The organism is Streptomyces sp. NPDC020489 (assembly GCF_044386545.1).
Classification (GTDB): domain Bacteria; phylum Actinomycetota; class Actinomycetes; order Streptomycetales; family Streptomycetaceae; genus Streptomyces.
The window spans coordinates 129,808-146,149 of record NZ_JBIRUZ010000013.1; the positions used below are offsets into that span (position 1 = coordinate 129,808).

General features: G+C 71.6%; 19 protein-coding genes and 1 riboswitch. Of the genes, 8 read left to right on the forward strand and 11 right to left on the reverse strand.

Going from position 1 to position 16,342, the window contains the following annotated elements; all coding sequences use genetic code 11:
* Window positions 1-33: 33 nt before the first annotated feature.
* From ACH41F_RS30880 to ACH41F_RS30915, 8 genes are all read right to left on the reverse strand, one after another.
* Entirely contained in the window at window positions 34-1,635 is a 1,602-nt protein-coding gene (locus ACH41F_RS30880) for an alpha/beta fold hydrolase (RefSeq protein WP_391236750.1), read from the reverse strand.
* Window positions 1,636-1,748: 113 nt separating this feature from the next.
* Window positions 1,749-2,504, reverse strand: a complete 756-nt coding sequence (locus ACH41F_RS30885; protein ID WP_391237198.1) for an urease accessory protein UreD — start codon at window positions 2,502-2,504, stop codon at window positions 1,749-1,751.
* Complete coding sequence (gene ureG / locus ACH41F_RS30890; RefSeq protein ID WP_391236753.1) at window positions 2,501-3,178, reverse strand: urease accessory protein UreG; 678 nt, start codon at window positions 3,176-3,178, stop codon at window positions 2,501-2,503. The genes ACH41F_RS30885 and ureG overlap by 4 nt, the downstream gene beginning before the upstream one ends.
* 164 nt (window positions 3,179-3,342) lie before the next feature.
* Window positions 3,343-4,017: an urease accessory UreF family protein gene (locus ACH41F_RS30895; protein WP_391236756.1), complete on the reverse strand. Its 675-nt coding sequence runs from the start codon at window positions 4,015-4,017 to the stop codon at window positions 3,343-3,345.
* Entirely contained in the window at window positions 4,017-5,738 is a 1,722-nt protein-coding gene (locus ACH41F_RS30900) for an urease subunit alpha (protein WP_391236759.1), read from the reverse strand. The genes ACH41F_RS30895 and ACH41F_RS30900 overlap by 1 nt, the downstream gene beginning before the upstream one ends.
* Entirely contained in the window at window positions 5,731-6,042 is a 312-nt protein-coding gene (locus ACH41F_RS30905; protein WP_391236762.1) for an urease subunit beta, read from the reverse strand. Before ACH41F_RS30905 ends, ACH41F_RS30900 begins: the two co-directional genes overlap by 8 nt.
* An 11-nt stretch (window positions 6,043-6,053) precedes the next feature.
* A complete protein-coding gene (locus ACH41F_RS30910; protein ID WP_123764842.1) occupies window positions 6,054-6,356 on the reverse strand; it encodes an urease subunit gamma in 303 nt (100 codons plus the stop codon).
* Window positions 6,357-6,467: 111 nt separating this feature from the next.
* The gene (locus ACH41F_RS30915; RefSeq protein ID WP_391236766.1) at window positions 6,468-7,115 is read right to left on the reverse strand and encodes a TetR family transcriptional regulator; all 648 of its coding nucleotides are present in this window, start codon (window positions 7,113-7,115) and stop codon (window positions 6,468-6,470) included.
* 116 nt (window positions 7,116-7,231) lie between these two features.
* Between ACH41F_RS30915 and ACH41F_RS30920 the strand changes: the two genes are divergently transcribed.
* Window positions 7,232-8,233: an ABC transporter permease gene (locus ACH41F_RS30920; protein WP_398838412.1), complete on the forward strand. Its 1,002-nt coding sequence runs from the start codon at window positions 7,232-7,234 to the stop codon at window positions 8,231-8,233.
* An 82-nt stretch (window positions 8,234-8,315) separates the two neighbouring features.
* Here the strand turns inward: ACH41F_RS30920 and ACH41F_RS30925 are convergent, their stop codons facing one another.
* On the reverse strand, window positions 8,316-8,612 hold the full coding sequence (locus ACH41F_RS30925; RefSeq protein WP_391236771.1) for a type II toxin-antitoxin system prevent-host-death family antitoxin: 297 nt from the start codon (window positions 8,610-8,612) through the stop codon (window positions 8,316-8,318).
* 63 nt (window positions 8,613-8,675) lie between these two features.
* On the opposite strand from ACH41F_RS30925, the gene ACH41F_RS30930 reads away from it, so the two are divergent.
* The 3 genes from ACH41F_RS30930 to ACH41F_RS30940 all read left to right on the forward strand — a co-directional run bounded on the left by ACH41F_RS30930 (window position 8,676) and on the right by ACH41F_RS30940 (window position 10,660).
* Entirely contained in the window at window positions 8,676-9,311 is a 636-nt protein-coding gene (locus ACH41F_RS30930) for an ATP-dependent Clp protease proteolytic subunit (RefSeq protein WP_398838415.1), read from the forward strand.
* A gap of 7 nt (window positions 9,312-9,318) precedes the next feature.
* Entirely contained in the window at window positions 9,319-9,627 is a 309-nt protein-coding gene (locus ACH41F_RS30935; RefSeq protein ID WP_391236777.1) for a hypothetical protein, read from the forward strand.
* 343 nt (window positions 9,628-9,970) lie between these two features.
* A riboswitch (cyclic di-AMP (ydaO/yuaA leader) is annotated at window positions 9,971-10,183 on the forward strand.
* A gap of 3 nt (window positions 10,184-10,186) precedes the next feature.
* Window positions 10,187-10,660, forward strand: coding sequence for an NlpC/P60 family protein (locus tag ACH41F_RS30940; protein WP_391236780.1), 474 nt, complete (start codon window positions 10,187-10,189; stop codon window positions 10,658-10,660).
* Between the two features lie 99 nt (window positions 10,661-10,759).
* Here ACH41F_RS30940 and ACH41F_RS30945 read toward each other — a convergent pair whose 3' ends face one another.
* Complete coding sequence (locus ACH41F_RS30945) at window positions 10,760-11,215, reverse strand: ATP-binding protein (RefSeq protein WP_391236783.1); 456 nt, start codon at window positions 11,213-11,215, stop codon at window positions 10,760-10,762.
* A gap of 211 nt (window positions 11,216-11,426) precedes the next feature.
* Here ACH41F_RS30945 and ACH41F_RS30950 point away from each other — a divergent pair, with 211 nt between their 5' ends.
* Both ACH41F_RS30950 and ACH41F_RS30955 read left to right on the forward strand, forming a co-directional pair.
* On the forward strand, window positions 11,427-12,296 hold the full coding sequence (locus ACH41F_RS30950; protein ID WP_391236787.1) for a Scr1 family TA system antitoxin-like transcriptional regulator: 870 nt from the start codon (window positions 11,427-11,429) through the stop codon (window positions 12,294-12,296).
* Window positions 12,297-12,305: 9 nt separating this feature from the next.
* Window positions 12,306-12,527 (forward strand): DUF397 domain-containing protein, encoded by a 222-nt coding sequence (locus tag ACH41F_RS30955; protein ID WP_391236790.1) that lies wholly within the window; start codon window positions 12,306-12,308, stop codon window positions 12,525-12,527.
* A 36-nt stretch (window positions 12,528-12,563) separates the two neighbouring features.
* Here the strand turns inward: ACH41F_RS30955 and ACH41F_RS30960 are convergent, their stop codons facing one another.
* Window positions 12,564-13,691, reverse strand: coding sequence for an aminotransferase class I/II-fold pyridoxal phosphate-dependent enzyme (locus ACH41F_RS30960; RefSeq protein ID WP_391236793.1), 1,128 nt, complete (start codon window positions 13,689-13,691; stop codon window positions 12,564-12,566).
* Window positions 13,692-13,838: 147 nt separating this feature from the next.
* Between ACH41F_RS30960 and bioB the strand changes: the two genes are divergently transcribed.
* Together bioB and ACH41F_RS30970 are read left to right on the forward strand one after the other, a co-directional pair.
* On the forward strand, window positions 13,839-15,068 hold the full coding sequence (bioB, locus tag ACH41F_RS30965; RefSeq protein WP_398838419.1) for a biotin synthase BioB: 1,230 nt from the start codon (window positions 13,839-13,841) through the stop codon (window positions 15,066-15,068).
* A complete protein-coding gene (locus ACH41F_RS30970) occupies window positions 15,061-16,341 on the forward strand; it encodes an adenosylmethionine--8-amino-7-oxononanoate transaminase (RefSeq protein WP_391236800.1) in 1,281 nt (426 codons plus the stop codon). Before bioB ends, ACH41F_RS30970 begins: the two co-directional genes overlap by 8 nt.
* The last annotated feature ends 1 nt before the right edge of the window (window position 16,342 follow it).

A 16,342-nucleotide genomic window follows, 5' to 3' on the forward strand; every position in this document is an offset into this window, starting at 1 on the left:
GGGGCGGCCCGACCGGGGCCGCCCCTCTCGGTGTTACGGCTTCGGCGTCGCGTGCGGACCGCACGTGACGTCGGCGGCGTCCAGCTTGCCGCTGAGCAGGTACGAGTCCACCCGCTCGTTGATGCACGGGTTGACCAGGCTGGTCACACCGTGGGAGCCCGCGTTCTTCTCGGTGATCAGGCGGGAGCCCTTGAAGCGCTTGTGCAGTTCGACGGCACCCTCGTACGGGGTGGCCGCGTCACGCTCGGACTGCACGATCAGCACGCCCGGCAGGCCCTTGCCGGTCTTGACGTTCACCGGGGTCTGCTGCTTGACCGGCCAGGTCGCGCACGGCAGGTTCATCCAGGCGTTGGACCAGGTGAGGAACGGGTAGTCCTTGTGCAGCCGGGTGTTGTCGCGGTCCCACTTCTTCCAGCTGGTGGGCCACTTGGCGTCGGTGCACTCGACGGCCGTGTAGACGGCGTTGCCGTTCTCCGAGGCGATGTTGCCCGCGGTGTCCGACAGGTCGGGCGCGGCCGCGTCGACGAGCGCCTGAGTGTCGCCGGCGAAGTACTTGCTGAACACGGTCGCGACCGGGATCCACGAGGAGTCGTAGTACGGCGCGCCCTGGAAGAAGCCGAGCAGTTCGGCCGGGCCGACGACCCCGCCGATGGGGCTCTTCTTGGCGGTGGCGCGCAGTTCGAGCCACTTCGCCTGCACCGCGGCGCGCGTGGTGCCGAGGTGGAAGACGGCGTCGTTGGCGGCGACCCAGTCCTGCCAGTCCTTCCAGCGCATCTCGAAGGCGACGTCCTGGTCGAGGTTGGCCTCGTACCAGATCTTCTCCCGCGAGGGGTTGACCACGCTGTCCACGATCATCCGGCGGACGTGGCCCGGGAACAGCGTGCCGTAGACGGCGCCCAGGTAGGTGCCGTAGGAGACGCCGAGGAAGTTGAGCTTCTTCTCGCCGAGCGCGGCACGGATGACGTCCAGGTCGCGCGCGGTGTTCGGGGTGGTCATGTGCGGCAGCATCTCGCCGCTGCGCTCGTAGCAGCCCTCCGCGTACTCGCGGGCGAGCTTGCGCTGGACGCGCTTGTCGGCCTCGGAGTCGGGCACCGGGTCCATCTTGGGCGCCTTGACGAACTCCTGCGGGTCGACGCAGGAGATGGGCGCCGAGTGGCCGACGCCGCGCGGGTCGAAGCCCACGAAGTCGTATGCCTTGGAGGTGTTGACCCACACCGGGGCCTTGGTGACGACCCGGCGCGGGAAGCGGAGGCCGGAGCCGCCGGGACCGCCCGGGTTGTAGATGAGCGCGCCCTGGCGCTCGGACTTGGTGCCGGTGTTGCCGATGCGGTCCACGGCGAGCTTGATCTGCTTGCCGTTGGGCTTGGCATAGTCCAGCGGGACGGTGACCCAGCCGCACTGGATGGGCTTCTCCAGCCCCCAGTCGGCGGGGCAGTCCTGCCAGTCGATCCCGGCCTTCTCGGCACGGGCGGCGGCGATGGCGGCGCCACGCGCCTCACGGTCCTGGCCGTGTCGGCCGTCCGCGCTCGCGCTCGCGGTGGGGGCCGTCACGGCCCCTGCTATCAGGGTCGCCGTGACCAGCACTCCGGCCGAGCCGAACGCCGCGGCCCGCCTTGTCGATCTGTCGTGCCTCAACTGGAACTCCCCTATGTCGTTGATGACACGGGGATCCTCGCGGCTGTGCGTTGCCTGAGGACAGGGGCGGACACGGTTTCTTTACCAATCCGATAAACGGAGCAGGGCGTTCGCTAGTCGAGCGAGGCCAGCGCCTCGTCCAGCAGCCTCCGCAGTTTCAGTGCGTCCGGCGCCACGGCGCTCACCAGGACGGCCGGTCCGGCGAGCGGCACGAGCGCGGCACCGTCCCCGAGCACGCGTGCGGCGACCGGGTGCGCGGCGAACTCCGGCCGCACGATCAGCAGTTGCCCCACCGCTCGGTGCCCGGCCAGCACGGCGGGCCCGTCCCAGCCGCCCGGGGCTCCGGGGCCGCAGGCCAGCTCCTGGTCCAGAAGGGTACGCCCGGCCACGCGCAGAGTCAGCCGGCTGGAGAGCAGCCCGGGTTGCTCGGCGGCCCGCCCCAGTACCTGCTCCTCACGCAGCACGAGCCGCCCGGTCGCCGCCACGTCGGCCCGCGTACGGACGTACAACTCGCTGCCGCGCACGGAGATCAACTGCTCGGGCAGCCAGTGCAGTTCCGCCCGGTCGGCGACGGTGAGCCGCACGTCGTAGCGCGCCTCCCCCTTGGCCTGTCCCGGCAGCGCGATGGTGGCGGCGGCGGATCCGACGCGCAGCCGGGCGCCTTCGGCCACCTCCGCCTCGACCGTGAAGCGGTCCCCGCCGAGCGGCCCGCTCATCGCGCCGACGAGCGTGACCCGGGCCTCGTCACCGCTCCCCCGGGTGCGCCGGACCGCCAGGGGCCCCTCGCCCTCCAGCACGGGCAGCGAGGTGCCGCCGCGTCCGTCGTCCCGGGCCCCGATCCGCGCGGTCGCGGTGACGCCCGCCGTCATGCCGTCCACGCGGCCAGCTGCGCGCGCACCCACGCGGCGACGTCCGTCACCCCGGCCTCGCCGCGCAGCGACTGGAAGACGACCGGCAGTTCGGCGCGCTGCGCCTTGGCGTCCGCCGCCATCCGCGCGAGGTCCGAGCCGACATGGGGGGCCAGGTCGGTCTTGTTGACCACGAGGAGGTCGGCGGTGGTCACGCCGGGGCCGCCCTTGCGCGGAATGTCGTCCCCGCCGGCGACGTCGATCACGAAGATCTGCGCGTCCACGAGCCCCTTGGAGAAGGTCGCGGTGAGGTTGTCGCCGCCGCTCTCCACCAGCACGAGATCCAGCGGCCCGACCGCGTCCTCCAGGTCCTCCACGGCCTCCAGGTTCGCCGAGATGTCGTCCCGGATCGCGGTGTGCGGGCAGGCGCCCGTCTCCACGGCGGCGATCCGCTCCGGCGGCAGGACGGCCTCCCGCAGCAGGAACTCGGCGTCCTCGCGCGTGTAGATGTCGTTGGTGACGACCGCGAGGGCCAGCTCGTCCCGCAGCGCCCGGCACAACGCGGCGACGGTGGCGGTCTTGCCCGAGCCGACGGGCCCACCGAGCCCGATCCGCAGGGCCCGACGTGATCCGTCGGGTCGTTGGGCATCCGCGCTGAGGGCGGCGGGGCCGTCGTGGTGGTGGTCGAGGTGCATGTACGGCTCCTGCGCGTAGGGGGCGGGTGTCTCAGCCCGTCCGGCGTTTGAGGACGAGGCTCTCGGGGCCGACGGGGGTCTGGGGGCGGAGCCCCCAGGGAGCGGGGTCGAAGGGCGGAGCCCCTGGAGTATGGGACGGGTAGGGGCGGCGGGGGCGAGAGAACTCAGGACGCGAACAGCCGCACGGGCCACGCCGCATGCGCCTCCGCGGAGACCTCCAGCAAGGGCGCCGAAGCCGCGGGCAGCGCGTCGACCCCCGCGTCGACGACACTCCGCGCCGCCTCCACCGCCCGATCCGCGACGCGGTCCAGCTCCGGCGCCAACCGGGCCAGCACCCCCGTCGCCTCGAACGGATCCAGGCTCAGCAACCGCACCGTCGCCGACGCCGGCCCGCTCACACTCTCGTACGCGGCGCAGTACGCGGCGTCGAGGGGCTCCAGCCCGGCGGCCCGGACCGCGATCCCCAACACCACCGGCTGATGCGCCCCCTTGGGGAACTCCCCGGCGAGGGCGTCGAGTTCCGCCGAGGGCCAGGTCGCCCGAGCGGCCCGCATCAGCTGCCGTCCGAGCCTGCGTGCGGCGACGCGCAACGCGGGCGACGGGGTACGCGCGTCCGCCGCGGCGTCCAACTCCACGGCGTCCACCCCGAGTACGGCCGCCGCGGCCAGCGAGGCCGAGACCAGACCCGTCGTGTGCAGCCGCCCGCGGCAGAACTCCGCCAGGCTCGCCGCCCCGGTGACCCGCCCGGCCCTGACGGCCGCCTCGGCTCCGCCGGAGTGCGCGTGCCCCCCGGCGGGAAAGCGGCCGTCGGCCAGGACGAGAAGTGCTCCCCTGGACATCAGAACAGGAAGTAACGCTGGGCGAGGGGCAGTTCGGCCGCGGGCGTGGCCTCGACGAGCTCCCCGTCGATGTGCACGGCGAAGCTGTCGGGATCGATGCGCACCGCGGGACGGGCGTCGTTCTCCCGCATGTCGGCCTTGGTCACCCCGCGCGTGGACTCGATGGCGACGAAGCGCTTGCCCAGCTGCAGCCGCTCCGGCAGACCGTCCTCGATCGCCAGCGGGGCGACGAAGTTGAACGAGTTGGCGGCGGGCGCCCGCCCGATCGCGCCGTACATCGGACGCGGCAGGATCGGCTGCGGGGTCGGGATGGAGGCGTTGGCGTCGCCCATCTGCGCGTAGGCGATCTGGCCGCCCTTGAGGACGAGGTGGGGTTTGACGCCGAAGAAGGCGGGCTCCCACAGCACGAGGTCGGCGAGCTTGCCGGTCTCCACCGAGCCGATCTCCCGGGCGAGGCCCTGCGCGACGGCCGGGTTGATCGTGTACTTGGCGACATAGCGCCGCACCCGGTGGTTGTCGGCCCGGCCGTCCCCCGGCAGCGCCCCGCGCCTGAGCTTCATGACGTGCGCCGTCTGCCAGGTCCGCAGGACGACCTCGCCGACCCGGCCCATGGCCTGGGCGTCGGAGGAGATGATCGAGATCGCGCCGAGGTCGTGGAGGATGTCCTCCGCGCCGATCGTGGTCGGCCGGATCCGGGACTCGGCGAAGGCCAGGTCCTCGGGCACCGCCGGGTTGAGGTGGTGGCACACCATCAGCATGTCGAGGTGTTCCTCGGCCGTGTTGACGGTGAACGGGCGGGTCGGGTTGGTGGAGCTGGGCAGCACGTGCGGCTCGGAGACGACGGTCATGATGTCCGGCGCGTGCCCGCCGCCCGCACCCTCAGTGTGGTACGCGTGGATGCCGCGTCCGGCGATCGCGGCGAGGGTGTCGCCCACGAAACCGGCCTCGTTCAGGGTGTCGGTGTGGATGGCCACCTGGATGCCCGTCCGGTCGGCCACCGTCAGGGAGGCGTCGATGACGGCCGGCGTCGAACCCCAGTCCTCGTGCAGCTTCAGCCCCAGCGCTCCCCCGCGGATCTGGGACAGCATCGCCTCGTGCGACACGGTGTTGCCCTTGCCGAGGAAGCCGATGTTGAGCGGGTACTGCTCCATCGCCTCCAGCATCCGGGCGAGGTGCCACGGGCCCGGCGTCACCGTCGTGGCCTTGGAGCCCTCGGCCGGTCCGGTGCCGCCGCCGACCAGGGTCGTGACGCCCGAGGACAGCGCCTCGTCGGCGATCTGCGGGCAGATGAAGTGGACGTGCGCGTCGACCGCGCCGGCCGTCAGGATCCGCCCGTTGCCCGCGATGACCTCGGTCTCGGGGCCGATGACGAGGTCCGGGTGGACGCCGTCCATCGTGTCGGGGTTGCCCGCCTTGCCGATGCCGGTGATCCGGCCGTCGCGGATGCCGACGTCGGCCTTGACGATCCCCCAGTGGTCGATGATCACCGCGCCGGTGATGACGGTGTCCGGGGTGCCGTCCGCGCGCGTGGCACGCGACTGGCCCATGGACTCGCGGATGACCTTGCCGCCGCCGAACACCGCCTCGTCACCGGCGAGTCCGGGCCCGCCGGAACGGTCCTCCTCGATCTCGACGATCAGGTCGGTGTCGGCGAGCCGGATGCGGTCCCCGGTGGTCGGGCCGAACAGGTCGGCGTACGCGGCACGCGAGATCTCAGGCATCGAGGGCACCTCCGGTCTCCCCGCGCAGCCCGGGCACGATCCGGGCGCCGGTCAGCGGGACGAGTTCGACGTCGACGGGGATCCCGGGCTCGAAACGCACGGCGGTGCCGGCGGCGACGTTCAGCCGCTTGCCGCGCGCGGCGGCACGGTCGAACTCCAGGCCGGGGTTGGCCTCGGCGAAGTGATAGTGGGAGCCGACCTGGACGGGCCGGTCGGCGGCGTTGAGGACGGTCAGCCGGGTGACCTCACGGCCCGCGTTGTACACGATCGGGTCCGAGGCGAACAGGATCTCTCCGGGGATCACGGCGGCCCCCGTCAGACGATCGGGTCGTGGACGGTGACGAGCTTGGTGCCGTCCGGGAAGGTCGCCTCGACCTGGACGTCGTGGATCATCTCGGGGATGCCCTCCATGACGTCGTCCCGGGTGAGCAACGTGCGTCCGGAGGCCATGAGTTCGGCGACCGTACGGCCGTCGCGGGCGCCTTCGAGGATGTGCGACGTGATGAGGGCGACCGCCTCCGGGTGGTTGAGCCTGAGCCCGCGGGCCCGGCGCTTCTCGGCCACGTCGGCCGCCACGTGGATGAGCAGCCTCTCTTGCTCGTGCGGGGTCAGTTGCACGTCCCACCTCACAGTCCTCGCTCCGGACCGTGCGGGGCCCGGTTGCCTCAGCCGCCGGGCAAAGTCCCTGGTGGCGTGGCGGCAGGCTAGTGGGACCGCATTTCGGGCACGTTAACCGAGCTGTGATCCGCCGGAGGCGCCGCGCGGGTCCGGCATGCTCATCAGTGCCCGCAGACCGTCCCGGAGGACCTCCACCGGGGCGGCGCCGAAGAGTGCCTGCTGGGCGAGGAAGCCCACCGCGACGGCGACCAGGGTGCGGGCCACATGGTCCGGTTCCACATCGGATCGCATCATCCCGGCGCCCTGGTAGGCCTCGACGATCTTCGTCCAGGCCGCCCGCACCCCGCTGTACCCCTCGTGGAGCACGGCCGCCAGCTCCTTGTTGCGCTGGGTCTCCGCCCAGGCCTGGATGACGAGCCGCGGGAAGGCCGCCTCGCCGTCGACGGTCAGGTTCTCCCGGGAGGCCAGGGTCCGGCCGAGGACCAGGGTGAGGAGGGCGTCCGGCGGCAGGGGCGGGCTCTGCCGCGACGCCTCCTCGAAGGCCGCGCGCACCGAGCCCAGCACCTCGTCGACGACCGCGGCGATCAGCTCCTCCTTGCCGCTGAAGTAGCGGTACACCGCCCCGGCCGACAGGTCGACCTCCTTCAGCACGTCCTGCATGGACGTGGCGTGGAAGCCGTTGCGGGCGAAGCAGACCGCGGCGCCGTCGAGGATCTGCCGGCGACGGGCGTCTAGGTGTTCCTGGGATACGCGGGCCATGGCCGTCAGCCTAAAACGAACGTTCCTTCTTGACAAGAGCCGGCCTCGGCGGGGACGGTGGGGGCAGTTAAAACGAACGATCCTTCTTTTTGGATCGCATCCGGAAGGAACCCACCATGTCCACCGCCCCCACCGGGAACGCCCGCCGCCTGATCGCGGTCGTCGTCCTCGTGCCGGTCGTCGCGGCCCTGGCCCTGTGGGCCTTCGCCTGGCCCGCCGCCCGCACCGCCCCCCGCGATCTACCGCTCGGCGTGGCCGGGCCCGCCGCCGCGACGGCCCAGGTGGAGAAGCGACTGGCGGAGCACGCGGGCGCGTTCGAGATCCACCGCTACCCGGACCAGGCCGCGGCCCGGGACGCCATCGAGGACCGGACCGTGTACGGGGCCGTCGTCGTCACGCCGAGCGGTCCCGTCCTGCTCACCGCCTCGGCCGCGAGCCCGGTCGTGGCCCAGCTGCTCCAGCAGGCCGTGGCGGCACCCGCGGCCGCCCAGGGCACACCGGTCAGGACGGTCGACGTCGTCGCCACCCCGGCCGCCGACCCGCGCGGCGCCGCTCTCAACGCCAGCGTGCTGCCCCTGGCCCTGGCCGGTCTGGCGGCGGGTGCGCTGGTGACGTTCACGGGGTTGCGCGGGACACGTGCCGTGGCCGTTTTGGTCGCCGCCTCCGCCCTGGTCGGCGCTGTCGCCGCCGGTGTCGCCGACAGCTGGCTCGGGGCGTTCACCGGTGACTGGTGGGCGGAGGCGGGGGTGCTCGGGCTGTCGGTGCTGGCCGTGAGCGGCGCGGTCGCCGGGCTCGCGGCACTGCTCGGCACCGCCGGGGTGGGCGTCGTCGCGGGCACCGTCATGCTCTTCGGCAACCCGTGGTCCGGGGCGGCCTCGGCACCGCAGACGCTGCCCGAGCCGGTCGGCACGATCGGGCAGTGGCTGCCCCCGGGGGCGAGTACGACCCTGATCCGCTCGGTCGCCTACTTCGAGGGCGCGGGCGCGACGGGTCCCGCCCTGACCCTGGCCTGGTGGGGAGCGCTCGGCCTCGGCGCCGTGCTGCTGGGGAACGCGCTCAAGGAGCGCAAGAAGGACGTCGAGCCCGTGATCGAGCGGGAACTCGCGCCCGTCGGCTGACGGACCACCGCGTGAGCAGGACCGTGCGCCCCGGCCGCGCACGGTCCTCGCGCGTCCGGAAAGGCCCGGGGAGCCCGACGCCTCAGGAGGCCCCGGGGCCCTGGTGGTGCGCCGTGATGCCGAACCGCTGCTGTTCGCGGGGAGCGGAGGCGACCTCGCGCACGGCGGACACCGCGCTGATCACCTGTTCCCCGGCGATCTCGGCGGGCCCGGCCGGCTCCGCGAGCTTCTCCAGTCGCTCCAGGTCGGCGGCGGAGACCAGGGCGACGAGGGGCTTCCCGTGACGGGTGACGACGACGCGCTCGCCGCCGTACACCACCCGGTTGATCAGGTCGGCGAGCTCAGCCCTGGCTTGCGTCACCGGAATCTCGTAGGCCATGTCCCCATCATAACGGCACGTACGTCCTGTACATTTTTTACAGAAGCCGAAGGAGGGGTACCCATGACCCGAGCGTCCGCCCGCCATGTCCTGCCCGACTTCACGGAACGCACGAGTTCCGGCCACACGGCGATGGACCCGTACTCCAAGCTCCTGGAGGAGCGGATCGTCTTCCTCGGGACGCAGGTCGACGACACGTCGGCGAACGATGTGATGGCCCAGTTCATGCACCTCGAGCACCAGGACCCCGACCGGGACATCTCCCTCTACATCAACTCCCCCGGCGGCTCGTTCAGCGCCATGTCGGCGATCTACGACACGATGCGATTCGTCAGTTGCGACGTGGAGACGATCTGCCTCGGGCAGGCGGGCTCCTCGGCGGCGGTGCTGCTGGCGGCCGGCACCCCCGGCAAGCGGTTCGCGCTGCCGGGTGCCCGCATGGTGATCCACCAACCCTCCCTGCCGCAGCCCGTGGAGGGACAGGCGAGCGATCTCGCCATCCAGGCGGCGGAGTTGGGGCGCGTCCGGGCCCGTCTGGAGGAGCTGCTCGTACGGCACACCGGCCGCACCCCCGAACAGGTCGCCGCCGACATCGAGCGGGACAAGGTCCTCGACGCCCAGGAGGCCCTGGAGTACGGCCTGGTGGACCGGATCATCCCCAGCCGCAAGGCCTCCCGCCCCGCTCCCGGCGACCGGTGAGCGGGCGATGCTGCCACCGGAACTCCCTCCGCTGCCCGCACTGACGCGCGCCGAGGGCGAGTTGATCGACCGTTACCTCGACGCGGTCGACCTGCTCGGCCGGATCAACCCGGCGCACGACGGGGACACCTACCGTGGACTGCGGGCCGCTCAGGCGCTGGTGACGAAGGCCGCCGAGCTGCGTGACGCGCTGGTGACCATGCACCAGCGCGGCGAGACCGAGCTGCACGCCCCGACCCTCGCTCGGGCGCTGCGGGTGCTCGACGGGGAGCGGCGCACGGCCCGGGTCACCGTGCCGCCCCCCTCCGACAGTTGACGCGACCGCGACCGTGGCCGGTCCGGACGTCCCGCTCCTTGTCGCGGCGCCCGGACCGGTCTTGAAACGGACCGAAAGACGTACCCCCTTTTGGAGTAGACGCCCCTCCTCGGACAGGGCCGTTCAGGTTGCGCAACGCGCGTAGCCGGAGCCCGGAACGAGGACCTTCGATGCTGGTCCGGGGGGCCGTGACCCCCTGGACGCTCCCTCGAACAGACGAGTGTCCACCCGAACGGGTGAGTGGTGAGTAACGCCACAAATCCCCGATTCCATTGGGTTTTTCGGCGTGGAGTGCGTGAAGATCCCTGACTGACGACAAGACCCCGCCGCAGCGGCGGGGCGATCCGGGCGGACGCCGAGTCCTGCCGCCGCCTGGATGACCGGTCGACAGGAGTGGATCGGCAGGAGTGGAGGACCCAAGCACGACGGGTCGCCGGGACGGTCAAGCCATGACCGGACCTGAGCAGCCCTTGGGGTGAAGCCGCGTCAGCGGCCGGGCAACTTCGCCAGCCCGAATCCGACAGGTCATCCTTCACAGGCGGCTGACGAAGGGTTGCGCATGTCTGCGCTCAATCGTGTCCCGTCGCTCATGGTCCGGGCCGGTACGGCTTCGGCTCTCACCATCGCCGCCGTGGGCGGCTCGATCGTGGTCCCGGGCGTCGCCTCCGACGCCGAGGCGGCCACATCGTCGACGAAGGCACTTCAGGTGGCGGCTTCCAAGAAAGGCTCCCCGTACAAGTACGGCGCCGCGGGACCGCACCGGTTCGACTGCTCCGGGCTCACGCTGTACTCGTTCAAGAAGGCCGGCAAGAAGCTGCCCCGGACGGCGGCACAGCAGTACAACAAGACCCGCCACATCTCCGCGGGGAACCGCAAGGCCGGAGACCTCGTGTTCTTCCACTCCGGCTCCAGCGTGTACCACGTCGGCATCTACGCCGGTAAGGGCAAGATCTGGCACTCCCCGAAGAGTGGGGAGGTCGTGAAGCTTCAGAAGATCTGGACCAAGAGCGTCTGGTACGGCCGGGTCAAGTGACCCACCCCGTGCGGGTGACGGCGACCTGACCCGCCGTCACCCGCGCGGGTCGTCGACGGGCCCCTGAAGGGCGCCTCCGAGGACTCGGGGCGCCCTCTTTCACGGCTCCTGCTGGCCCGCGGAGACCGGCTCGGCCGGGACCACCCACGGGAGTTCGATGGAGACGGTCTTGCCCCCCTCGCGGGTGGGCCGGACTCTCAGCTTGCCGCCGCACTCCGCGGTCAGCCAGCGGATGATGACCATGCCGCGGCCGTTGTCCTGCTGGACCGCGGCCGGCAGCCGTCTGGGGAAGCGGGGGTGGCTGTCGGTGACCCCGATACGCAGGTGTTCGTCGCGGTCGAGCTGGAGGTCCACCGTGAAGGTGGGGGACTGCCCGAACGTGTGCTGTACGGCGTTGGTGGTGAGTTCGGAGACGATGAGCCGGATCGCCTCGGCCACCTCGGTGTCGGCCGGCAGACCCCATTCCGCCAGGGTGCCGATGACGTATGTGCGAGCCGCGGAGACCGAGGCGGGATCGCTCGGCAGAGTGACGGATGCTTCCAGATGGTCTGCCATGACGACGCCGTCCCTTTCCCACGGGACCTGGTCCGACACGGAGCGGATGGGTCGAGTACGGTCCCGGACTGGTGCTTCATCGCCAGACTGCCATCACCGGGCCGGTCACGGTGCCGATCCACCAAGATATGCATATATCTGTCGCTCGATGCGGTGAACTCTCCGACGGAAAACCGTATGTGGGCGGCCCGGAAGGAGTAGGGAGTAGCCCATGCAGCACGGTCCCGCGGTACGCCGCCGGAAACTGGGCGCCGAACTGCGTGCCTTGCGCACCGGCGCCGGGCTCACCAGTGGTGAGGCGGCCCGGCTGGTGGGCTGGCACCAGTCGAAGGTGAGCCGGATCGAGACCGGCGCGAGCGGGGTGAAACCGGCCGATGTGCGGTTACTGCTGGACGCCTACGAGGTGCAGGACGCTCAACTCCGGGAGTTGCTGCTGGTGTTGGCGGGGTCCGACGAGGGCGGCGGACGGCACCACTGGTGGCACCAGTACCGCGGGGTACTGCCGCCGACCTACCGCGATTTCATCAGTCTGGAGTCCCAGGCGAGCGCGATGCGCACCCTGGAGACCTCCGTGGTGCCGGGGCTGCTGCAGACACCCGAGTACGCGCGCGCGGTGACGCGGGCCGCGGTGGGCGGCCTCGACGTCGACCCGGACGAACGGCTGGACGCGCTGGTCGAGGTGCGACTGGCCAGGCAGGACGTCCTTCGGGCAGAGCCGCCGCTGGAGCTGAGCGCGGTGCTCGACGAGGCGGTGCTGCGCCGGGACATCGGCGGCCCCGAGGTCATGGCGCGGCAACTGCACCGGCTCATCGACGCGGCCCGGCTGCCCCAAGTGAGGCTTCAGGTCCTGCCGTTCGCCGCGGGAGCGCACATCGGCATCACCGGGCCTTTCGTAATCTTCTCCTTTTCGAGCAAATCTGATCTGGATGTCGTTGTTCTCGACCACTTGACGAGTAGCCTCTACCTCGAGCGGAAAGAAGACCTCCAGGCCTATACCGAGGCCTTCAACACCCTTCAGATCCACGCCCTTTCGCCCGAGGACTCGTTGGATTACATCGCCGGGATAGCAGACGGCGCGTAAGGAGGCACCATGTCCGCAATGCCTCGGAACGTTCCTTCCAGTACCGACCTGCACGGCGTGCGATGGCTGCGCAGCAGCTACAGCACCGGAGCCAACAACTGCGTGGAGACGGCTCGGCCAGGCACCGGTCCAGCGGCCGGACTGCTCGCCGTACGCGACTCCAAGGACCCGTCCGGACCCGCGCTGCTCTTCTCCCCCGAGAGCTGGGCGGGGTTCACGGCCGCGTTCTGATCCCCGTCGTCGAGTACACGGCCGTGTCACGCCGACTCATGGTCGCGTCTCGCCGATCACACGTACAGCGCGTTCGATCTGCGCCGCGGAGAGGTCCGCGCGGGCGGTCAGCCTGAGCCGTGAGATGCCGTCGGGGACGGAAGGAGGACGGAAGCAACCGACGGACAGTCCCACCGCACGGCAGTCCGCCGCCCACTGCACGGCCTCCTCCGGGGACGGCGCGCGCACGGAGACGACCGCGGCGTCCGGGCGTACCGCCTCGTGACCCGCGGCGGTCAGCCGTGCGTGCAGCTCGGCGGCCACCTCGCGGGCCCGCGCCGCGCGCTCCGGCTCGCGGCGCAGCAGCCGCAGGGCCGCCAGAGCCGCCCCCGCCGCGGCGGGGGCGAGGCCGGTGTCGAAGATGAAGGTCCGGGCCGCGTTGACCAAGTGGTCGATCACCCGGGCGGGGCCGAGCACGGCGCCGCCCTGGCTGCCGAGCGACTTGGACAGCGTGACGGTTACCACGACGTCCTCGGCGCCCGCGAGTCCCGCCGCGTGCGGGGCGCCCCGGCCGCCTGTGCCGAGCACGCCGAGGCCATGGGCGTCGTCGACGACCAGGCCCGCGCCGTGCTCCCGGCACGCCTCGGCGAGCGCGGCCAGCGGGGCGGCGTCGCCGTCGACCGAGAAGACCGTGTCGGAGACGACGACGGCCGGTCCGTCGTGCGTCTGCAGCGCCTTGCGCACGGCTTCCGGGTCGGCGTGCCCGACGACCTGGGTGGTGCCGCGTGCCAGTCGGCAGCCGTCGATGAGCGAGGCGTGGTTGCCGGCGTCGGAGACGATCAGTGAGCCGTGCGGGGCCAGCGCGGTCACCGCGGCGAGGTTGGCGGCGTACCCGGAGGAGAAGACCAGGGCCGCCTCGAACCCGCAGTATTCGGCCAGCTCGCGTTCCAGTTCAGTGTGGAGCTCGGTCGTGCCGGTGACGAGTCGAGAACCGGTGGAGCCCGCGCCCCAGGTCCGGGCGGCCCGGGCGGCGCCCTCGGTGACCTCCGGATGGCGGGCGAGCCCCAGGTAGTCGTTGCTCGCGAGGTCCAGCAGCGGCGAGTCGGCGGGGCGGGGGCGCAGGGTGCGTACGAGTCCGGCGCGGTGGCGCAGCCGCGCCTGCTCGTCGATCCAGCCGAACGCCATGGGTCCTCCGGAGGTTTTGTAGGCAGCGAACAGACACTAGTGGGACAGGCAGCCCCCCACTGTGTGGCAATACCCACACAGCGAATGGCCGCTGTTGTGTGAACTCTCCTTGGCCCAAGACGGCTCCTTAGGACAGGATCAGTTTTCATGGACCTGCTGAACACGCTGGTGGACAAGGGGCTTCGGCGCGAGCTGCCGACCCGCGAGGAAGCTCTCGCCGTCCTCGCCACCTCCGACGACGACCTGCTCGATGTGGTGGCCGCGGCCGGAAAGGTGCGCCGGCACTGGTTCGGCCGACGGGTGAAACTGAATTACCTCGTCAACCTCAAGTCCGGCTTGTGCCCCGAGGACTGCTCCTACTGCTCGCAGCGGCTGGGCTCGACCGCCGGCATCCTGAAGTACACCTGGCTGAAACCGGACGAGGCCTCCAAGGCCGCTGCGGCCGGGCTCGCGGGCGGCGCCAAGCGGGTCTGCCTGGTGGCCAGCGGCCGCGGGCCGACGGACCGGGACGTGGACCGGGTCTCCGACACCATCAGGGCGATCAAGGACCAGAACGAGGACGTCGAGGTCTGCGCCTGCCTCGGACTGCTCTCCGACGGCCAGGCCGAGCGCCTGCGCGAGGCGGGCGCCGACGCCTACAACCACAACCTCAACACCTCCGAGGCGACGTACGGCGAGATCACCACGACGCACACCTACGCGGACCGCGTGGACACCGTGCAGAAGGCGCACGCCGCCGGTCTGTCGGCGTGCTCGGGTCTCATCGCCGGAATGGGCGAGACGGACGAGGACCTGGTCGACGTGGTCTTCTCGCTGCGCGAGCTGGACCCGGACTCGGTGCCGGTCAACTTCCTGATCCCCTTCGAGGGCACCCCGCTGGCCAAGGAGTGGAACCTCACCCCGCAGCGCTGTCTGCGCATCCTGGCGATGGTCCGGTTCGTCTGCCCGGACGTCGAGGTGCGGATCGCGGGCGGCCGCGAGGTGCATCTGCGCACGATGCAGCCCCTCGCCCTGAACCTGGCCAACTCGATCTTCCTCGGTGACTACCTCACCAGCGAGGGCCAGGCCGGCAAGGCCGACCTGGAGATGATCGCGGACGCCGGCTTCGAGGTGGAGGGCGCGGGCGAGGTCACGCTGCCCGAGCACCGGGCCGACGTGGCCGCCGCCGCGGGCGGCTGCGGGTCGCACGGGAGCGCGGAGGGTGCCGGGTGCGGGTCGCACGGGGGCACGGAGAGTGCCGGGTGCGGGTCGCACGGGAGTGCCGGGTGCGGGTCGGTGTGCGGTGCGGCTCCGGAGCCGGCGGCCAACGAACCCCGTCCGGACCTGGTCGCCGTACGCCGTCGTGGTGCCGGAACGGATCTCGCGCCCAATGCCTGACCTGTCCGTCCCGGAACTGCTGGAGCTGGACCGGCGGCATGTGTGGCATCCCTACGGTCCGATGCCGGGACGTGCCGAACCGCTCGTCGTGGAGTCGGCGAGCGGGGTGCGGCTGCGGATGGCCGACGGCTCGGGTGAGCTGGTCGACGGCATGTCGTCCTGGTGGTCGGCGATCCACGGCTACAACCACCCGGTGCTGAACGAGGCCGCGCGCGAGCAGCTCGGGCGGATGAGTCACGTGATGTTCGGCGGGCTCACCCACGAGCCCGCCGTACGGCTCGCGAAGCTCCTTGTCGACATGTCGCCCGAGGGTCTGGAGCATGTCTTCCTCGCCGACTCCGGCTCGGTGTCGGTCGAGGTCGCGGTGAAGATGTGCCTCCAGTACTGGCGCTCGCTGGGCCGCGGCGGGAAGCGGCGCCTGCTCACCTGGCGCGGCGGCTACCACGGTGACACCTGGCAGCCGATGTCGGTGTGCGACCCCGAGGGCGGGATGCACGAACTGTGGAGCGGGGTCCTGCCGCGCCAGGTGTTCGTGGGAGCCCCTCCGGCCGCGTACGAGGAGTCCTACGCCGAGGAGCTGCGCTCGGCGATCGCCCGGCACGCCGACGAGCTGGCCGCGGTGATCGTGGAGCCGGTGGTGCAGGGCGCGGGGGGCATGCGGTTCCACTCCCCCGCGTATCTGCGGGTGCTGCGCGAGGCGTGCGACGCCCATGACGTGCTGCTGGTGTTCGACGAGATCGCGACCGGCTTCGGCCGGACCGGCGCGCTGTTCGCGGCGGGGCACGCGGCGGTGACACCGGACGTGATGTGTGTGGGCAAGGCGCTGACCGGCGGCTACCTGACGATGGCCGCCACCTTGTGCACCGCGCGGGTGGCGGACGGCATCTCGCGGGGCGAGGTCCCGGTGCTCGCCCACGGCCCCACGTTCATGGGCAACCCGCTCGCGGCGGCCGTGGCCTGTGCCTCGATCGAGCTGCTGCTCGGTCAGGACTGGCTCGCCGAGGTCAAGCGCGTCGAGGCCGGCCTGCGCGAGGGACTGGCTCCGGCGCGGGACGTCCCGGGCGTCACGGACGTGCGGGTCCTCGGCGCGATCGGGGTGGTCCAGCTGGATCACGACGTCGACATGAAGGCGGCGACGGAGGCGGCGGTGCGCGAGGGCGTGTGGCTGCGGCCGTTCCGCGATCTGATCTACACGATGCCTCCGTACGTCACCGGCGACGCGGACGTGGCACGGATCGCCCGCGCGGTGTGCGCGGCGGCTCGGGAGGGTTGAG